We start from the raw sequence: 17,584 nt of genomic DNA on the forward strand, positions 1-17,584 counted from the left end.
CGTACATGAGCTGGAGCTTGCCGCCGCCGCCGTATCGGCACTCAGCGCCGAGCCGCGCGGGCCGCTGAAGATCGCCTCGTCCGTCGCCTTCGGCCGGCATGTGGTTGCGCCGCTCGTTCCCTCCTTCGCCGCCAGGTACCCGGATGTCTCGATCGAGCTCGTCGTCACCGACCGGGAGATCGACCATATCGGCGAAGGCATCGACATCAGTGTGCGCTTCGGCCTGCAGCTCGAACAGGGGCTGATTGCCCGCAAGCTGGCCTCCGTGCCGATGATCATTTGTGCCGCCCCCACTTATCTGGAGCGGCGCGGCCGCCCGCAGCGGCCTGAAGATCTCGTGCACCACGATTGCCTCGTCTACCGCTATGCCGGGCATGGCCGGATCTTTCGCTGGGCGTTTACCCGCGACGGCCTGCGCTTCGAGCCGGAGCTGAAGGCGACGATCGTCAGCAACGATATCGACACGCTCGCCGAGATGGCGATCGCCGGCGCCGGCATCACCCGGCTCGGCGCCTTCATCGCAGCGCCCTTGATCGAGCGCGGGCTGGTGGTGCCGCTCTTCGGCGAACTGCCGCAGGAGGGATTGGCCAGCACCGACCACGAGCCCTTCGACTTCTACGCCTGTTTTGCCGACCGCCAGGCGCAAACGCCGAAGGTGCGCGCGTTCATCGAGCATGCGGTGCAGAGCCTGAAGGGGCGCTGGTAGGTCTTTATCCACCGGTGGCCGGGACCGGAGCGGCAGGCGTTTCCTTGCGCACGACCTCGACGCCTCGCCGCTGCTTCAGCCGATAGCCGACCTCGACGATGGCGTGGATGGCCGGGATGAACTCCGCGCCGAGCTCACTGAGGCTGTATTCCACGGAAGGCGGCGACGTCGGCATGATCCGCCGCTCGACAGCGCCCTTCTCCTCAAGCTCCTTCAACCGCGTGCTCAGCACCTTTGCCGAAATACCGGGTACGTCGATCCTCAGTTCGCTGAAACGGCGCGGGCCGGCGCTCAAGGACCAGAGAATGTTCGGCGTCCATGCGCCACCGAGCAGCACCATGCACTCGCCGACCGGGCAGTTCGGCGGCAAGGCCGCAGCCCGATTTTTCCGAATTTTCAAGCTCATGGGCAAAACTTTCCAGTTACCGCCGGGAAACCGGAAAGGGAGGTAACATAAGGTTATCTGATATACAAAGGTTATCGCTTCGGCTTAGGTTCCGCCGTCCTCGACAAACGGGCAATCATTTCAGAAGGAACCAGATCATGAAGCTCTATTACGCCCCCGGCGCCTGCTCGCTTTCCCCCCATATCAGCCTGCACGAGGCCGGCGCCGACTTCGAGATCGTCCGGGTCGATACCAAGACGCATCGCACCGAGACCGGTGCGGATTACAAGGCGGTCAACCCCAAGGGCTATGTGCCGGCGCTGGTGCTGGAAGGCGGCGAAGTCGTTACCGAAGGTGCTGCCGTGGTGCAGTACATCGCCGATCGCTTCCCGGCGGCTAAGCTTGCGCCTGAAAACGGCACGCTGGCGCGCACCCGCCTGCAGGAACAGTTGAACTTCATCGCATCGGAACTGCACAAGGCCTTCTCGCCGCTGTTCAACCCGAACGCATCCGCCGAGGCAAAGGAGGCAGCCACGCTGCAGGTGGCGAAACGCTTCAGCCATGTCGAAAGCCTGCTTGCGGACGGACGCCTTTACCTGCTCGGGGAGGCCTTCTCGGTCGCCGACGCCTATCTCTTCACGGTCGTCAACTGGAGCGGCGGCACCGGGATCCCGCTCACGCAATGGCCGCATCTCACCGCCTACATGCAACGGATCGGCGCACGTCCTGCCGTGCGCGCCGCAATGCAGGCCGAAGGCCTGGTCGCGGCATGAGTGCGTCACCGAAGGATCCGCAGTTTACAGCCGTCATCGACGTCCTCCAACGCTACTTCGACGGGCTCTATCGCAGCGACACCGACATTCTCAGGCAGGTCTTCCACCCGAAGGCGCTCTATGCCACCGCGACGGACGGAACCCTGCTCGAACTCGACATGGACAGGTACTTTCCGATCGTCGAAAAACGTCCCTCGCCCGAAAGCCGAGGCGAAGCGCGCATCGACCGTATTCTTTCGATCGAATTCGCCGGCCCCGTAACCGCGTTTGCCAAGGTGCAATGCGCCATCGGCGAGAAGGCCTTCACCGACTTTTTGTCCCTGGTCTTTCTTGACGGCCGCTGGCAGATCATCGCCAAGGTCTTCCACTACGACATCGCATCAGCGCAATAGGAGAAGCTTGTGCCCTACGTAAACATCAAGATCACCCGCGAGGGTGCAACCGCCGAGCAGAAAGCAGCCCTGATCAAGGGTGTCACCGATCTGCTTCACACCGTGCTCAACAAGGATCCGGCCACCACCTTCGTTGTCATCGACGAAGTGGCGCTCGAAGACTGGGGCGTCGGTGGATTGCCGGTTGATGCGTACCGGCGAAAGGTCGGCGAAAAATCGTAGCAACACGCTGCCCCTCCCACCACGATGGAAGGGGCAGCAGCCCACCCGATGCCGCGGTGATCCGCGCGTAGCTCGATTGCGCTTGATCGCTTTCGACATGGTCTCTATCTCATTGTCTCCCGCCGCATTGATCCCGGAGACGTATCTTGTCCGTATTCAGCAACCTCCCCAAAGCTCCCGTCGCCGCAAAGAAGCCGGTCAGCGACACGCGCCACGGCATTACCCGCACCGACGACTATGCCTGGCTGCGCGCGGACAATTGGCAGGCGATGTTCAAGGATCCCTCGATCCTCGATCCTGATATCCGCAAGCATCTGGAGGCCGAAAACGCCTACATGAACGCGGCGATGGACGACACGAAGGCGCTGCAGAAGACGCTGTTTTCCGAGATGCGCGGCCGCATCAAGGAGGACGACAGCTCGATCCCGGTCAAGGACGGTCCGTTCGCCTATGGTCATGCCTATGTCACCGGCGGCGAACAGCCGCGCTACTTCCGCATTCCCCGTGACGGCGACCACAAGGACGAGGCAATCCGGCAGTTGCTGCTCGATGGCGACAAGGAAGCGGAAGGCAAGGCCTATTTCCGCCTCGGCGGCCTCGACCATTCGACCGACCACAGCCTCGGCATCTGGGGCTATGACGACAAGGGTTCGGAGTATTTCACGCTCCGGGTGCGCGACCTCGCAACGGGCGAGGACCTGGCCGACGTGATCGAGAACACCGGTGGCGGCGGCGCCTGGGCGCCGGATGGCAAGAGCTTCTTCTACACGGTGCTCGACGACAATCACCGCCCGTCGAAGATCTTCCATCATATCCTCGGCACCGCCCAGGCTGACGACCGGCTGGTTTTCGAGGAGACCGATCCGGGCTTCTTCATGTCGGTCGGCGGCTCGCTGCTCGACGACTTCATCTACATCGACATCCACGATCACGAGACCAGCGAGTACCGGCTGCTCTCGACCAAGGATCTTCTGGCTGAGCCGAAGCTCGTCGCCGAGCGCGTTACCGGCCTCGAATATGCAATGACCGAAGGCGGCGACGTCTTCTACATCCTCACCAATGCCGGTGGCGCCAAGGACTTCAAGATCGTCGAAGCGCCAGTTGACGCACCGGCCAAGGAGAATTGGCGCGAGGTGGTGCCGCACAAGCCGGGCACGCTGGTCCTCAGCCACATGGCCTATGCCCGCCATCTCGTCTGGCTGCAGCGCCGCGAAGGCCTGCCGGAGATCGTCATCCGCGACCGCAAGACCGGCGAGGAACATGCGATCGCCTTTGACGAAGAGGCCTATTCGCTCGGCCTTTCGGGCGCTGCCGAATACGACACCGACGTCATCCGCTTCTCCTATTCCTCGATGACCACGCCGTCGCAGCTCTTCGACTACAACATGGCGACACGCGCCCGCACGCTCCTGAAGACCCAGGAAGTGCCTTCGGGCCACAACCCGGACGACTATGTCACCCGCCGCGTCTTCGCCCCCTCCTGGGATGGCACCGAAGTGCCGGTGACGCTGCTTTACCGCAAGGACACGCCGCTCGACGGTTCGGCGCCCTGCCTGCTCTATGGCTACGGCGCCTATGGCATCACCATTCCGGCCGGTTTCAACACCAATTGCCTGTCGCTGGCCGATCGCGGCTTCGTCTATGCCATCGCCCATATCCGCGGCGGCAAGGATCGCGGCTTTGCCTGGTACGAAGACGGCAAGATGGCCAAGAAGACCAATACCTTCAAGGATTTCATCGCTGCCGCTGACTATCTGAATCAACAGAAGTTCACGTCCTACGCGAAGATCGTCGCAGAAGGCGGCTCGGCCGGCGGCATGCTGATGGGCGCGATCGCCAACATGGCGCCGGAGAAGTTCACCGGCGTTATCGCGGCCGTCCCCTTCGTCGACGTGCTCAACACGATGCTCGACGACACCCTGCCGCTGACCCCGCCGGAATGGCCGGAATGGGGCAACCCAATCGAGAGCCGCGAGTTCTACGACATCATCGCCGGCTACTCGCCCTACGACAATGTCGAGGCGAAGTCCTACCCGGCGATCCTGGCGCTCGGCGGCCTCACCGATCCGCGCGTCACCTATTGGGAACCGGCGAAGTGGGTCGCGCGGCTGCGCGAGAAGACGACCGGCAGCGCGCCAATCCTGTTGAAGACCAACATGGATGCCGGCCACGGCGGCGCTTCGGGACGCTTCCAGCGGCTCGAGGAGATCGCCTTCGAATACGCCTTCGCCATCAAGGTCGCCGGCAAGATCTAATCGGATCGGGATGAGGAAACGCGTTTGCGGTTTCCTCATCCCTTTCTCACCTGATCCCGGAGGTCCCGCCATGTCCGTCCACGTCGCCCTGCTGCGTGCCGTCAATGTCGGCGGTACGGGATCACTTCCAATGGCCGACCTCAAGGCGATCTGCGAGGGGCTCGGCTTTGCCGACGTCAAGACCTACATTCAGAGCGGCAACGTGCTGTTCCGCACTGATCTGCCGGCGGCAGAAGCAGCCGCAATGCTGGACAGCGCCCTTCAGGAAAAGCTCGGTAAGGCGCCGGGCGTAATGAGCAGGAGCGGCGCGCAATTGCAGGCGATCGCCGATCAGGCACCCTTCCCGAACGCCAAGCCCAATCTGCTGCTTGTCGTTTTCCTGCGCGAGCCGGCACCATCAGACGCGCTCGACAAGCTTGTGGCACCCGATGGCGAAGAAGCCCAGGTTGCCGGAACTGAGATCTATATCCACTTCCCGAACGGCTCCGGCCGGTCGAAGTTCAAGCTGCCGGCGGCCAAGTCCGGCACGGCGCGCAACCTCAATACGGTGCGCAAGCTTGCTGCGATGGCGCTTGAGATGGAAGGCTGACGCTCCTCAAAGGCGTCGTTCCGAACGGAAGACCGCTTCACACTTTTCTGGAAGTGCTCATGCCGCCGGCTGGAACAGCAGCCGGACAAAGGAGCGGAGCACCAGCAGTTGCTGTGGCAGGCTTTCAGGCTGCTTCAGCGCCTTCGACAGGATGATCCCGCCTTCAACCACGGTCGAGACCATGTCGGCAAGCTGGTCGACGTCAAGCGGTTCGCGTGGCCGGTAGACCTGCATGATCGCCTCGAACATCGTGCCAAAGCGCCGACGCCACTTCAGCGCCGCCTGCCGGTTGATCTCCTGGATCTCGCGATCGAAAGCACGCTCCTGCGTGCACATGACAGCGACCAGGCAGCCGGGATGGCCGTTCGGCAGGTCGGCGAGAATTTCCGACAGCATCTTCAGTCCCAGGAGAAACGCCTGCAGCGGGTCGTCGGACAGTTGATGGGCGCGGCCGAAGATCTCGTCGTAGATGCGCTCGTCGTTCTCGATGTAGCGCTCGAGCAGAGCCCGCGCGAGCTCGTTCTTGTCACGAAAATGGTAGAAGAATCCGCTCTTGGTGATGCCGGTTTCGGCGATCAACTCGTCGATCGACGTCGCGCCGAACCCCTTGGCAAGCACCGCCGCCTCGGCAACGTCGAGGATTCTGGCGCGCGTTTCCTCACCCTTTCGCATTAGCTGCTCCCTACCATTGGTACGGTTTCCAGCAATTACTCGGCGGCCAGCCCCTAGCGCAGCGACGGCAACAGGACAGTAAGTCACTGATTTTACGACAGTAATTCAGTATATTAGCAATAGTATACCGCAAGTCGTCTAGTTTAGAAGATGATCATAAGGCAGAAATTTACTTGGCTCTGCGGTGTTGGAGGCATCCGCGGGCCCTTCAGCCAAGACTGAACCGGTGGAGACCGATATGGCCAAATACAGACGCAGCCTGCCGCTCTTGAAGGGTGGACTGTTCCTGAGTGACGGCGGCATCGAAACGACGCTGATCTTTCATGAAGGCATCTCCCTCCCGCATTTCGCCGCTTTCGTGCTCATTTCGACGGCGGACGGGCGGCGACGCTTGCTCGACTACTACAAGCGATACCTCGCGATCGCCCAGCAGCACGGCACCGGCTTCGTGCTCGACACGCCCACCTGGCGCGCCAGCGCCGACTGGGGCATGAAGCTCGGCTATGACGCCTCGGCCCTCGCCGAGGTCAACCAGAACGCCATCTACATGTTGGCGGAACTGCGCACCGAGTACGAACGTCCGCAAGCACCGATCGTGCTGAGCGGCGCCATCGGGCCGCGCGGAGACGGCTATCGCCTGGGCCGCATGAGCGCGGACGAGGCCGAGGATTATCACGGGCCACAGATCTCGGCCTTTGCCGCCAGCGACGCCGATATCGTCGGCGCCTATACGCTGACCAGCATCGACGAGGCGACCGGCATTGCCCGGGCGGCCCAAAGCCATGGCATGCCCTGCTCGATCGCCTTCACGGTGGAAACCAACGGCCAGCTCCCAGACGGCCGTACCCTTCAGGCCGCGATCGAAACGGTGGATGCAGAAACCGGCGGCTATCCCCACTACTACATGGTCAATTGCGCCCATCCCGATCATTTCGAGACCAGCCTTGATACGGGGAGTGCCTGGGCGCAGCGCATTGCCGGTATCCGCGCCAACGCCTCCAGGATGAGCCATGCCGAGCTCGACAACAGCGAGACCCTGGATGCCGGGGATCCCCTCGACCTCGGCCAGCGTTATCGGACACTGACGACCCATTTGCCACGACTGCGCATCCTTGGCGGTTGCTGCGGCACCGACCATCGCCACATCGCGGCAATCTGCGAGGCCTGCCTTCCACCGACGGCGCTCAGCGCCTGAGGCGCGAGGCCTCGCCCTCCCCGGCCCTCTCGCAAGCAATTGCGGGAGGGCGCCCTCTCGTCGCCACCCTCGCGAAAGCGATAGCGGTCGTGTAGACTTGGGCGGAAAGGACGGCAGCCGGACATCCCGGCAAGAGCCGTTGACCGCATCGTCATGAATTACGCTCCCCCGTCGCCGACCGGAAATGCCGAAGCCTTTGCCTTCGACAACAGCTACGCGCGCCTGCCGCAGCAGTTTTTCGCGCGCGTCGCGCCCACTCCGGTGGCGGAGCCCTGGCTGATCAAGCTCAACAAGCCATTGGCCGAGGAGCTCGGTCTCGACGTGGCGACGCTCGAACGCGAGGGCGCCGAGATCTTTTCGGGCAACCGACTTCCCGCCGGTGCCGATCCGCTTGCCATGGCCTATGCCGGCCACCAGTTCGGCACCTTCGTGCCGCAGCTCGGCGATGGCCGGGCGATCCTCCTTGGCGAGGTGATCGACCGCAACGGAAAGCGGCGCGACATCCAGCTCAAAGGACCGGGCCAGACGCCCTTCTCACGGCGCGGCGACGGGCGCGCGGCACTTGGCCCCGTGTTGCGCGAGTATATCGTCAGCGAGGCGATGTACGCACTCGGCATTCCGACGACACGGGCGCTTGCCGCCGTCGTCACCGGACAACCGGTCTACCGCGAGCAGATCCTGCCGGGCGCAATCGTCACGCGGGTTGCGGCAAGCCATATGCGCGTCGGCACCTTCCAATTCTTCGCAGCGCGCGGCGACATGGAATCGGTGAAGGTGCTTGCCGACTACGCGATCGATCGCCACTACCCCGAGGTCAAGGACGCTGAACGACCCTATCTGGCCTTCTACAAAGCGGTGACCGCGCGCCAGGCGGAACTGATCGCACGCTGGCTGCATGTCGGCTTCATCCATGGCGTGATGAACACCGACAACATGACGATCTCGGGCGAGACGATCGACTTCGGCCCCTGCGCCTTCCTCGACGCCTACGATCCGAAGAAGGTGTTTTCCTCGATCGACCAGGTCGGTCGCTACGCCTATGCGAGCCAGCCGGCGATCGGGCAATGGAATCTGGCGCGGCTGGCCGAAACGTTGGTGCCGCTGTTCGACGACAACCAGGATACGGCGGTGGAACTGGCCAACGATGCGCTCGGCGAATACGGCGCGATCTTCCAGCGCCACTGGCTGGACGGCATGCGGCGCAAGATCGGATTGGCCATGAGCGAAGAGGGAGACCTTGACCTGTTGCAGGCGCTGCTGACGGCGATGCATCAGGGAGAGGCGGATTTCACCCTCACCTTCCGGCGGCTGTGCGACAGCGCTAGCGACCCGGCCGCCGACGCCGTGCTCACCTCGACCTTTGCCTCGGCCGAGGCAATCGGCCCGTGGCTGCAGGACTGGCGTCAGCGTCTCAGCCGCGAGCAGGCGACGCCGGATGAACGCGCGACCGCCATGAGGGCGGTCAACCCGGCCTATATTCCGCGCAACCACCGGATCGAAGAGGCGATCGCTGCCGCGACCGAGGATGCGGACTTTTCGCTGTTCGAGACCCTGGTCGAGGTGACCGCCAACCCCTATGCCGACCAGCCGCAGTTTGCCCGCTACCAGGCTCCGCCGAGCCCGCAAGAGGAAGTCCAGCGCACCTTCTGCGGCACATAGGCGCCATGTGGGGGCGCCATACGGGGGCGCCGTGCGGGAATGCGGCACCCCCATGCCTGTGTTCCCGCAGTCCCTGGGCATCCGCTGCCAGACAGATTCACCCAATCGCTCTATGTCGCTGTTTTTACGCGATGACCTTCGGCCGATCGCTCTCGGGCGACGCGCTATCCGCAGCGGTTCAACGCGCGTGGCTCACGCTCGGCCGGCCCTCGCTTGAGCGCAAGTTTATTGCGGACCTGCGAAAATTTCCGCGTTGCGGAATGTGGCTATTGAAAGGCAGAGGTGGCGCGTTAGGTGCTAGAAGGACAGGCGCTCTGCGCCTTGCCTGACCGGGCGGCCGCGACATGCGCGACCGCCGCCTCAAAGCCCACCTGTCTCACGCGGTCCGGCGAGGACCGCCGCAATGGAAAGGTGCCACGGCACCGTTCTTCGATGCGGGAGTTCCCATCATGCTCGTACTGACGGCCATCGTCTTTGCTCTCATCGGCCTCGCGCTTGGCGGCGGCGGCGCCAAGCTGCTGATCCTTGGCGGCAGCCCCTATTACCTCGCAATCGGTATCGGCTTCCTGCTGACGGCAGTGCTGTTGTTCACGCGGAAGTCGGCGGCGATCTGGCTTTATGCGTTCATGATCCTGGGCTCGCTCGGCTGGGCGATCTCGGAGGTCGGGTTCGACTGGTGGCAGCTCGGGCCCCGTGGCGGCGTGATCGTCCTTCTGGGGCTCTGGCTGCTGTTACCGGCCGTGCGCCGGCCGCTCGGCTTCGAAAGCCCGACAGGCGAGCGTTATGCCGTGAGTGCCTGGCCGCTGGCCTTTGCGGTGCTGGTGTCGGTCGGTGTCGCCGGATACGCGATCATGCAGGACCCGCACGACATCCGCGGCGACCTGCCAAGCGATGTCGTCGCGGAAAATCCGCCGCTCGGCGGCTCGGTACCGCCAGACGAATGGCACCAGTACGGGCGCACCGCCTACGGCCAGCGCTATTCGCCGCTCGATCAGATCACGCCTGACAATGTCGCGGGGCTGAGGGTCGCCTGGCAGTACCAGACCGGCGACGTCAAACGCCCCGACGACGTGGGCGAAACCACCTATCAGGTAACGCCGCTCAAGATCAAAGACACGCTCTATGCCTGCACGCCGCACAACTGGGCGATCGCGCTCGATGCGGCAACCGGCGAAGAGAAGTGGAAATATGACAGCAACTCCGGCATGAACCCGGACCGCCAGCACCAGACCTGCCGGGGCGTCACCTATTGGGCCGACCCAGCTGCGACCCCGGGCAGCCCCTGCGCCGAACGCGTGTATCTCCCAACTTCGGATGCGCGCCTGATTGCGCTCGATGCCGCGACGGGCTCGGTCTGCACCAGCTTTGCCGACAACGGCGTGCTGCATCTCGAAACGGGGATGAAATACAATCCGGCCGGCTACTATTATTCGACATCGCCGCCGGTTGCCGTCGGCGGCAAGCTCATCATCGGCGGTGCGGTCAACGACAATTATTCCACCCAGGAACAGTCCGGCGTCATCCGCGCTTTCGACATCAACACGGGTGCGCTGATCTGGAACTGGGACAGCGGCAATCCTGACGTGACGACACCGCTTCCAGAGGGGCAAACCTACACGACCAACTCGCCGAACAGCTGGTCGGTGATGAGTTATGACGAGGGCCTTAGCCTCGTCTACGTTCCCATGGGCAACCAGGTGCCCGATCAGCTCGGCATGGGCCGCAGCGAGCACGTCGAAAAGTATTCGTCCTCGATCGTCGCGCTCGACATCAATTCCGGCGCGGTGCGCTGGGTGCGCCAGACCGTGCATCACGATCTCTGGGACATGGACGTGCCGGCCCAGCCGGCGCTGCTCGACATCACCAAGGAAGACGGCACCGTCGTGCCGGCGCTGGTCGGCCCGACGAAACAGGGCGACATCTACGTGCTCGACCGCAGGAGCGGCGAGCCGATTATCCCGGTCGAAGAGGTCCAGGCGCCGGGCGGCGCGATCCCGGAGGACTTCACCGCCCCGACCCAGCCGGTCTCCGGCCTCACCTTCATGCCAGCGCCGCTGCAGGAAAAGGACATGTGGGGCGTCACGCTGTTTGACCAGCTCGCCTGCCGTATCGCGTTCCGATCGCTGAAATACGAGGGCCGCTATACGCCGCCGTCAATCGAGGGCACGCTCGTCTATCCCGGCAACTTCGGCACCTTCAACTGGGGCTCCGTGGCGATCGATCCGGAACGGCAGGTGATGTTCGGCATGCCGACCTATCTCGCCTTCACCTCGCGGCTCGTGCCCCGCGACCAGGTGCCGCCAAAGGGTCAGGACGAAAAGGGCTCGGAACAGGGCCTCAACCGCAACGACGGCGCGCCTTACGGCGTGTTCATGGGGCCGTTCCTCGGGCCGCTCGGCATTCCCTGCCAGGCGCCGCCATGGGGTTACGTCGCTGGCGCCGATCTCAGGACCGGCAAGATCGCCTACAAGCACAAGAACGGCACGGTCGAGGACATGACGCCACTGCCGCTGCCGTTCAAGGTGGGCGTTCCCGGCATCGGCGGGCCGATGATCACCAAGGGCGGCGTGGCCTTCCTGGGTGCCGCGGTCGATGATTACCTGCGCGCCTATGACCTGACGACCGGCCGCCAGCTCTGGGAGGCGCGTCTCCCCGCCGGCGGCCAATCGACACCGATGAGCTATGCGGTCGGCGACAAGCAGTATGTGCTGATCGTTGCCGGCGGCCACGGCTCGGTCGGCACCAGGCCGGGTGACTACATCATCGCCTACACCCTGCCCTGAGGCGCGCGAGATATCCCTAATTCTCGCTAGAGGGTTGCAAAAGCAAGCTCCGCGCAAGCCCGCGACAGCAGCTTCCCCCGGACGACAGATTCCGGGGGATTCCCATGAAGATCGATAACAGCATCTCGAGCTACTACTTCTCCCAGCGCCGCCAGCAGGGGGGCACCATCGCGCCGATCGAAGAGAGCGGCAGTGATGCGCGCCCACGCCAGGCACCCACGATCGCGCCGCCTTCGACATCGAACGCGCTTTCCAACGCGCTGTGGATGACGGCGACCCGGGACGGTGAGAGCACGGCTTCGATTTCCGCCAAGGAAGGCCCGGCGGCTCCGGACGGTTCGGTCGGCGACGAGTTTCTGAACGAAGCGAAGAAGAGCCTCGTCGAGAGAATCCGCGAACAGGTCCTCAAGGCAATGGGCCTGACCGAAGCGGATCTCAAGGAGATGCCGCCTGAGCAGCGGCAGGCCGCCGAGGAAGAAATCCGCAAGGCCGTCGAGCGCGCCATGGGTGTGGAGCAGCAGCGCGACACGGCGACCGCCGATATCGCCAATGGCGGTAGCGACATCCTCTGACTGGGCCGCTTGTGCCGATCGGCTTGTCTCGTTCGGACAATCGATGATATCCAGCGATCTCCAGAGAGGACCAAGTTCCATGCGCCTGATCCGTTAGCGACGTTCACCGGCAGAAAACAACCGACGCCACGGCCGCCTTTCGGCGGTTTTTGGCATGGCTTTTTCCGGCCGCCTGAACGCCTGACATGGATATGACCGTTCACCGGCCATCGCTAGGATCATCCTCATGACCACCAAAGACGGATTTGTTTCCGAAGCCGGCAGCCTTCGCGCCGGCCCCTTCGACCTCAGCTATCGGATCGAAGGCAGCGGCATGCCGCTGCTCGTCATCGGCAGCGCCACCTACTACCCGCGCACCTTCTCCCAAGCGCTTCGCGAGAGGTTGCAGCTGGTCTTCATCGACCATCGCGGCTTCGCGCCGGCGCGGACCGACTATGCCGCCGTCGACATCGGTTTCGAGACGGTGCTCGACGACATTGAGCGGATGCGCGCGCATCTGGGTCTAGAGCGCTTCCCCATTCTCGGCCATTCCGGCCATGGCTACATGGCGCTCGAATATGCCAAGCGGCATCCGGAGAAGGTCAGCCACGTGATCATGGTCGGCACCGGCCCGAGCCATTCGGCCCGCCACATGGCGCTCTCCGATCGGATCTGGGAAGAAACCGTGTCGCCTGCGCGCAAGGCGATCTTCGAAAAGGAGATGGCCAAGCTTGGCGACGACATCGCCGCACGGCCTGAGGCGCGCTTCAAAGCCCTGCTGATCCGGCTCGGCGCGAAAAGCTGGCATCAACCGGATTTCGACGCAGCACCGCTTTGGCGCGATGTGACCATCAACAATGCGGTGTTCGATCATCTCTGGGGCGAGGTCTTTCGCGACATCGATATCCGCAAGAGTTTGAACAGCCTCGCAGCGCCGGTGCTGCTTGCGCTCGGCCGCTCAGACTATCTCGTCGCTCCTGCCTTCAGCTGGGACGAATACCGGGCGGACTTCAGAGACCTGACGGTGCGGCTCTTCGAGGAGAGCGGGCATACGCCGCAGCTGGAAGAAAGCGATCTCTTCGACGAAGCCCTGCTCTCGTTCCTCGAAAACCATCGCGGCTAGGCCACCCGGCTCGCAGTGTCCAGCATTCGGAGGGGTCGAGACCGGCCCCTCCCCCTCCCAACCATTGACACTTGATCGCGCCCAACTATCTAATGCTCCAGAAGCTATAGGTTTGAGGCGAACATGTATTCCATCGGCGATCTTTCCCGGCGCACTGGCGTCAAAATCCCGACGATCCGCTATTACGAGCAGATGGGGCTGATCGCGGCACCGGAGCGTTCCGAAGGCAACCAGCGGCGCTACGAGAAAAGCGAGCTTGAGCGGCTGGCCTTCATCCGCCATGCGCGCGACCTCGGCCTGTCGATCGATTCGATCAAGGATCTGCTCGCCCTCAGCCAACATCCGGAGCGCCCCTGCGGCGAAGCCGACCGCATCGCCAGCGAGCACCTCACGACGGTCCGCGAGAAGATCGCGCGGCTGAAGAAGCTGGAGCAGGAACTGGAACGCATCGTCGCCTGCGACGGCAACCATACCGTCGGCGACTGCTACGTGATCCGGGCGCTCGCCGACCATTCGATGTGCGAGAGCGAGCACTGAGGCGGCAGCTTAATTAGCCGCCTTGAAAAATCCCCGTTGACAAAAGTGCGAAAACAAACAATCTAGCGCCCATGATCAAGAACGCACCCATTTGCCGCGTGTATTTTTGGCTGTTCCGATAGGAGCGGCCTGCTGATCATATTCAACAAGGCCGCCATCAGGCGGCTTTTGTTTTTCCGGCTCCTGATGGCGAGAAAACTCGAGGAGCCGAGACATGCTACAGACCGCCATCCCTACCCTTCATGCGACCCCGGCGACACGCCCGCCGATGGTGACGATCCGCTCAGCCAAGCAGCGCGACCTGCCGGAGCTGCGCGACATGATCGCGGAGCTTTCCGCCCATCACGGCGACGCCGCCCCGATCACGCCGGAACAGCTTGAGCGCGATCTCTTCGGTCGCATGCCGTGGATCACGGCGCTCGTCGCCGAGGCCGGCAACCGGCTGATCGGCTACGCGATCCTGGTACCGATCTACCGGGCAGCCGAAGGCGCGCGCGGCATGGAACTGCATCACCTCTTCGTTCGCCCGGAAAACCGCGGCACCGGCATCGGCCGCCACCTGGTTGCCAAGGCGCGCGAGCAGGCGAAGATGGCCGGCTGCGACTTCCTTTCGGTCAGCGCCGCCACGGGTAACTTCCAGGCACACCATTTCTACGAATCCGAACGCTTCGTCCCTCGCCCGGTGACCGGCATGCGCTATATGCAGAAGCTTGGCTGAGGAGCTGCCGATGCGTCTTGCAATCGTCCTGTGCGAGGGTTTCGCCGATTGGGAATGTGCGCTGTTGATGGCGGCGGCACGCACCCATCTCGGCGTCGATATCGAGGTTGCCACCGTCGATGGCGCGCGCGTCACCTCCATGGGTGGCCTCGACGTTTCGGCGCATCTCTCGGTCGATGCCCTCGATCCGGCCGGCTTCGACGGGCTGGTGATCTGCGGCGGCGCCATCTGGGACACGAACGAGGCGCCCGATCTCTCCTCGACGATCCGCGCCTTCGATCGCAACAAGCGTGTGGTCGCAGCCATTTGCGGCGGCGTCCATGCTCTTGCGACATGCGGCCTTCTCGACCGCATCGAGCACACCGGCAACAGCGCCGAAGGCCTTGCGGCGCTGACCGGCTATCATGGTGCTTCGCACTATCGCGATCAGCCGCAGGCGATGCGTAGCGGCCATGTCGTCACCGCCGCCGGCACGGCGCCGATCAGCTTTACCGGCGAGATCCTGCATGGCCTTGGCCTCGGCTCACCCGAGCTCGACGGCTTTCTCGCACTTTACGGGCGGGAGCATCGGCCCGACGACAGCGGCAGCATCGGGTAAGCCGCTTTCCGTTTCGGGGCGGAAAGCAGCCTCCCCTCTGTTTGAAAACAGGCCTAGAGCCAGTTGGAGATCTGATCGAGCGGCTTCTTCACCTTGCCGGCGACCGGTACGGTCGCATCCGGGGCGGGATAGCCCACCACCAGGATCAGGAACGGTTTTTCACTGTCCGGCCGGCCGCAGATCTCGTTGAGGAAGTTCATCGGCGCCGGCGTATGGGTGAGTGTCGCAACGCCCGCGTGATGCAGCGCCGTGATCAGGATGCCGGTGGCGATGCCGACGCTTTCGTTGATGTAGTAGTTCTTCTTCAGGTCGCCCGGATTGGGGCCGCCGCGCTTCTGCGAGAAGACGACGATCAGGTAGGGAGCGGTCTCAAGGAAGGGTTTGTCTTCGTCGGTGCCGAGCGGCGCCAGCGCATCGAGCCACTCCTGCGGAGCCTTGTCCCGATAGAAGATGCGCTCCTCCTCTTCCGCCGCGTGGCGCACCTCTGCCTTGATCCGGGCGCTCTCGATGACGGTGAAATGCCAGGGCTGATGGTTGGCGCCGCTCGGTGCCGTGCCGGCCGCCTTCAGACAGGTTTCGATGACCTCGCGCGGCACCGGGCGATCGCTGAAGTAGCGCGTGGTGCGGCGGCGGTTGACCTCCTCATAGAAGTCCGCGGCGCGCGCCACCATCTCCTCGGGGCTGCGTTCGATCCACTGGTCGTAGGGCGCGGTTTCATGTGGGCGCATTCAGTCTCCTCCTCGTTGCGAAGCGGAGTTGAGCGCGCCTTGCCTCTCAGATCAAGGCCTTAGAGCGACGGTACCACCTTCAGATAGGCGGCGATCGCCTCGCGATCGGCTGGCGTCAGTTTCGCCATGTTCTTCTGCACTTCCACCATGGAGCCACCGACGGAATCGAACTCCGGCGTGAAGCCCGTCTCCAGATAGGAGGCGATATCCGAGGCGCTCCAGCTGCCAATGCTCTTGGAGCCGGGCGTGATATCGGGGATACGGCCCTCGCCTTCCGGGTTCGGCGCGCCGGCGAGCCACTGGTCCGGCTCGAAACCGCCGAGCGCATTCCTCGGCGTGTGGCACTCGCCGCAATGGCCGGGCCCCTCGACGAGGTATTGCCCACGGGCGAGCTTCGGGTCGTTCGCGTCCACCGCGGCGCGTGGCTTGTCGGTCAGGAACAGCAACTTCCAACCACCCAACGCGATCCGCATGTTGTAGGGGAATGGCAGTTCGTGCGGCGGCGCAACCTCCGTGCTCTTCGGCAGCGTCTTCATGAAGCCCCAGAGGTCGTTGACGTCCTTGGCCGTCATGCGCGCATAGGAACCATAGGGAAACGACGGATAGAGATGCTCGCCGTTGCGCCCCACCCCGCGGGTCATCGCGTTGCCGAACTCCGCCAGCGTCCAGGCGCCGATGCCGGCGGTTTCGTCCGACGAGATGTTCGGCGCGTGGAAGGTGCCGAACGGGCTCTTCAGCGGTGCGCCACCGGAAAGCACCAGACGCGCGTCGCCTTCCGCACCCTTGCTGGCATGACAGCTGACGCAGCCGCCGGCCCAGAAGACCTGTTCGCCATTGGCAAGATCCGGCTCGCCCAGGCCCTCCCAATGGGAGGCACTCCAAGGTGCCGGCTTCGTCAGCCACCAGAAGGCGGCACCGCCGACGACGCCCAGCACAACAAGACCCGAAACCAGCTTTCTCGCCCGACGACCCATAGTTCCCCTCATGCCCTGCCGAAAACAGCGTGCTCAATACGAATGGAGGCACGCGGCGGGACGTCGCGTGCCTCCTCATTCAGCCGGATAGGACGTTGTCGCCTATCAATTCTTCTTCAGGCGGTAGCTCTCATGACAGCTGCCGCAGTCCTTGCCGATGCCGCCGAGGGCCGCGCCAACGGCTGCCTGGTCGGCCGGAAGCTGTGCCAGCACCGCTCCAGCATCCGTGCCGAGCTTGGCGGCCTTGGCCTTGAAGTCGTCCATGTTTTCCCAGATCTTCGGGCTTGCCTCGGTCTCATGGCCCGTTTCCGAGCCGGCCGGGAAATGGTCCGGGAAGGTCTTCATCGTTTCGCTGATCGTCGTCAGCGACGCTTTGACCACCTCGGCGTCATAGGGCTTTTCGCCCTTGGCGATGCCGGCAAGGGCGCCGGTCGCGGCACCCACCTTCTTCATCGCCTGCTGGCGAACCACCTGCGGCTCGTCGGCTGCGGTCACGGCAGTAACACCCAGGCCCGCGAGAGCGGCAGCCAACATGAGTGCGCGTATTTTCATCAGGATCTCCCGGTCAATGAAATCTATTCGGCGAATCTGCCTGCCTGGCCTTCATGCCCAATGCGCCGGCATGATGTCATTTTGAGTATTCGACGGAAGTAACATTTATTTGATGCTCTTGTTAGGACAAAGGAATTTCCGTCGATCGGCGCAATTCCGGGATCTCCACGAG

The 17,584-nt window shown here is 63.6% G+C and carries 19 protein-coding genes; 14 read left to right on the forward strand and 5 right to left on the reverse strand.

Annotated elements, in window-relative coordinates; translation table 11 throughout:
* Window positions 1-706 (forward strand): substrate binding domain-containing protein (locus tag L981_RS00905; protein WP_043610888.1); only part of this gene is annotated, 706 nt, incomplete at its 5' end.
* 4 nt (window positions 707-710) lie between these two features.
* On the opposite strand, the gene L981_RS00910 is transcribed toward L981_RS00905, so the two are convergent.
* Window positions 711-1,112 carry a helix-turn-helix domain-containing protein gene (locus tag L981_RS00910; protein ID WP_043610890.1) on the reverse strand — a complete coding sequence of 134 codons (402 nt, stop codon included), beginning with the start codon at window positions 1,110-1,112 and terminating at the stop codon, window positions 711-713.
* A 137-nt stretch (window positions 1,113-1,249) separates the two neighbouring features.
* Here L981_RS00910 and gstA point away from each other — a divergent pair, with 137 nt between their 5' ends.
* From gstA to L981_RS00935, 5 genes are all read left to right on the forward strand, one after another.
* The gene (gene gstA / locus L981_RS00915) at window positions 1,250-1,864 is read left to right on the forward strand and encodes a glutathione transferase GstA (RefSeq protein ID WP_043610892.1); all 615 of its coding nucleotides are present in this window, start codon (window positions 1,250-1,252) and stop codon (window positions 1,862-1,864) included.
* Entirely contained in the window at window positions 1,861-2,256 is a 396-nt protein-coding gene (locus tag L981_RS00920; RefSeq protein WP_043610893.1) for a nuclear transport factor 2 family protein, read from the forward strand. Before gstA ends, L981_RS00920 begins: the two co-directional genes overlap by 4 nt.
* A 9-nt stretch (window positions 2,257-2,265) precedes the next feature.
* Window positions 2,266-2,478 (forward strand): 4-oxalocrotonate tautomerase family protein, encoded by a 213-nt coding sequence (locus L981_RS00925; RefSeq protein WP_043610895.1) that lies wholly within the window; start codon window positions 2,266-2,268, stop codon window positions 2,476-2,478.
* A 146-nt stretch (window positions 2,479-2,624) separates the two neighbouring features.
* Window positions 2,625-4,733, forward strand: coding sequence for a S9 family peptidase (locus tag L981_RS00930; RefSeq protein ID WP_043610898.1), 2,109 nt, complete (start codon window positions 2,625-2,627; stop codon window positions 4,731-4,733).
* Between the two features lie 70 nt (window positions 4,734-4,803).
* The gene (locus tag L981_RS00935; RefSeq protein WP_043610900.1) at window positions 4,804-5,322 is read left to right on the forward strand and encodes a DUF1697 domain-containing protein; all 519 of its coding nucleotides are present in this window, start codon (window positions 4,804-4,806) and stop codon (window positions 5,320-5,322) included.
* Window positions 5,323-5,379: 57 nt separating this feature from the next.
* Here L981_RS00935 and L981_RS00940 read toward each other — a convergent pair whose 3' ends face one another.
* Window positions 5,380-5,994: a TetR/AcrR family transcriptional regulator gene (locus L981_RS00940; protein WP_043610901.1), complete on the reverse strand. Its 615-nt coding sequence runs from the start codon at window positions 5,992-5,994 to the stop codon at window positions 5,380-5,382.
* Window positions 5,995-6,232: 238 nt separating this feature from the next.
* On the opposite strand from L981_RS00940, the gene L981_RS00945 reads away from it, so the two are divergent.
* From L981_RS00945 to L981_RS00980, 8 genes are all read left to right on the forward strand, one after another.
* Window positions 6,233-7,189 (forward strand): homocysteine S-methyltransferase family protein, encoded by a 957-nt coding sequence (locus L981_RS00945; RefSeq protein ID WP_043610904.1) that lies wholly within the window; start codon window positions 6,233-6,235, stop codon window positions 7,187-7,189.
* A gap of 153 nt (window positions 7,190-7,342) precedes the next feature.
* Entirely contained in the window at window positions 7,343-8,848 is a 1,506-nt protein-coding gene (locus L981_RS00950) for a YdiU family protein (RefSeq protein ID WP_043610906.1), read from the forward strand.
* A gap of 449 nt (window positions 8,849-9,297) precedes the next feature.
* Window positions 9,298-11,631 carry a glucose/quinate/shikimate family membrane-bound PQQ-dependent dehydrogenase gene (locus L981_RS00955; RefSeq protein WP_371258811.1) on the forward strand — a complete coding sequence of 778 codons (2,334 nt, stop codon included), beginning with the start codon at window positions 9,298-9,300 and terminating at the stop codon, window positions 11,629-11,631.
* A 104-nt stretch (window positions 11,632-11,735) separates the two neighbouring features.
* Entirely contained in the window at window positions 11,736-12,203 is a 468-nt protein-coding gene (locus L981_RS33150; RefSeq protein ID WP_052201516.1) for a hypothetical protein, read from the forward strand.
* Between the two features lie 226 nt (window positions 12,204-12,429).
* Window positions 12,430-13,305: an alpha/beta fold hydrolase gene (locus L981_RS00965; RefSeq protein WP_043610908.1), complete on the forward strand. Its 876-nt coding sequence runs from the start codon at window positions 12,430-12,432 to the stop codon at window positions 13,303-13,305.
* A 123-nt stretch (window positions 13,306-13,428) separates the two neighbouring features.
* Window positions 13,429-13,842, forward strand: coding sequence for a helix-turn-helix domain-containing protein (locus L981_RS00970; protein ID WP_043610910.1), 414 nt, complete (start codon window positions 13,429-13,431; stop codon window positions 13,840-13,842).
* Window positions 13,843-14,056: 214 nt separating this feature from the next.
* The gene (locus L981_RS00975; RefSeq protein ID WP_043610912.1) at window positions 14,057-14,560 is read left to right on the forward strand and encodes a GNAT family N-acetyltransferase; all 504 of its coding nucleotides are present in this window, start codon (window positions 14,057-14,059) and stop codon (window positions 14,558-14,560) included.
* Window positions 14,561-14,570: 10 nt separating this feature from the next.
* Window positions 14,571-15,158, forward strand: a complete 588-nt coding sequence (locus L981_RS00980) for a DJ-1/PfpI family protein (protein ID WP_043610914.1) — start codon at window positions 14,571-14,573, stop codon at window positions 15,156-15,158.
* A 53-nt stretch (window positions 15,159-15,211) separates the two neighbouring features.
* Here L981_RS00980 and L981_RS00985 read toward each other — a convergent pair whose 3' ends face one another.
* The 3 genes from L981_RS00985 to L981_RS00995 all read right to left on the reverse strand — a co-directional run bounded on the left by L981_RS00985 (window position 15,212) and on the right by L981_RS00995 (window position 17,412).
* The gene (locus tag L981_RS00985) at window positions 15,212-15,886 is read right to left on the reverse strand and encodes a nitroreductase family protein (RefSeq protein ID WP_043610916.1); all 675 of its coding nucleotides are present in this window, start codon (window positions 15,884-15,886) and stop codon (window positions 15,212-15,214) included.
* Window positions 15,887-15,945: 59 nt separating this feature from the next.
* The gene (locus L981_RS00990; protein ID WP_043610918.1) at window positions 15,946-16,860 is read right to left on the reverse strand and encodes a cytochrome c; all 915 of its coding nucleotides are present in this window, start codon (window positions 16,858-16,860) and stop codon (window positions 15,946-15,948) included.
* Between the two features lie 105 nt (window positions 16,861-16,965).
* Window positions 16,966-17,412, reverse strand: a complete 447-nt coding sequence (locus L981_RS00995; protein ID WP_043610920.1) for a cytochrome c — start codon at window positions 17,410-17,412, stop codon at window positions 16,966-16,968.
* Between the last annotated feature and the right edge of the window lie 172 nt (window positions 17,413-17,584).

The sequence above is a fragment of the Ensifer sp. ZNC0028 genome (assembly GCF_000799055.1).
In the GTDB taxonomy this organism is placed as follows: Bacteria; Pseudomonadota; Alphaproteobacteria; order Rhizobiales; family Rhizobiaceae; genus Ensifer.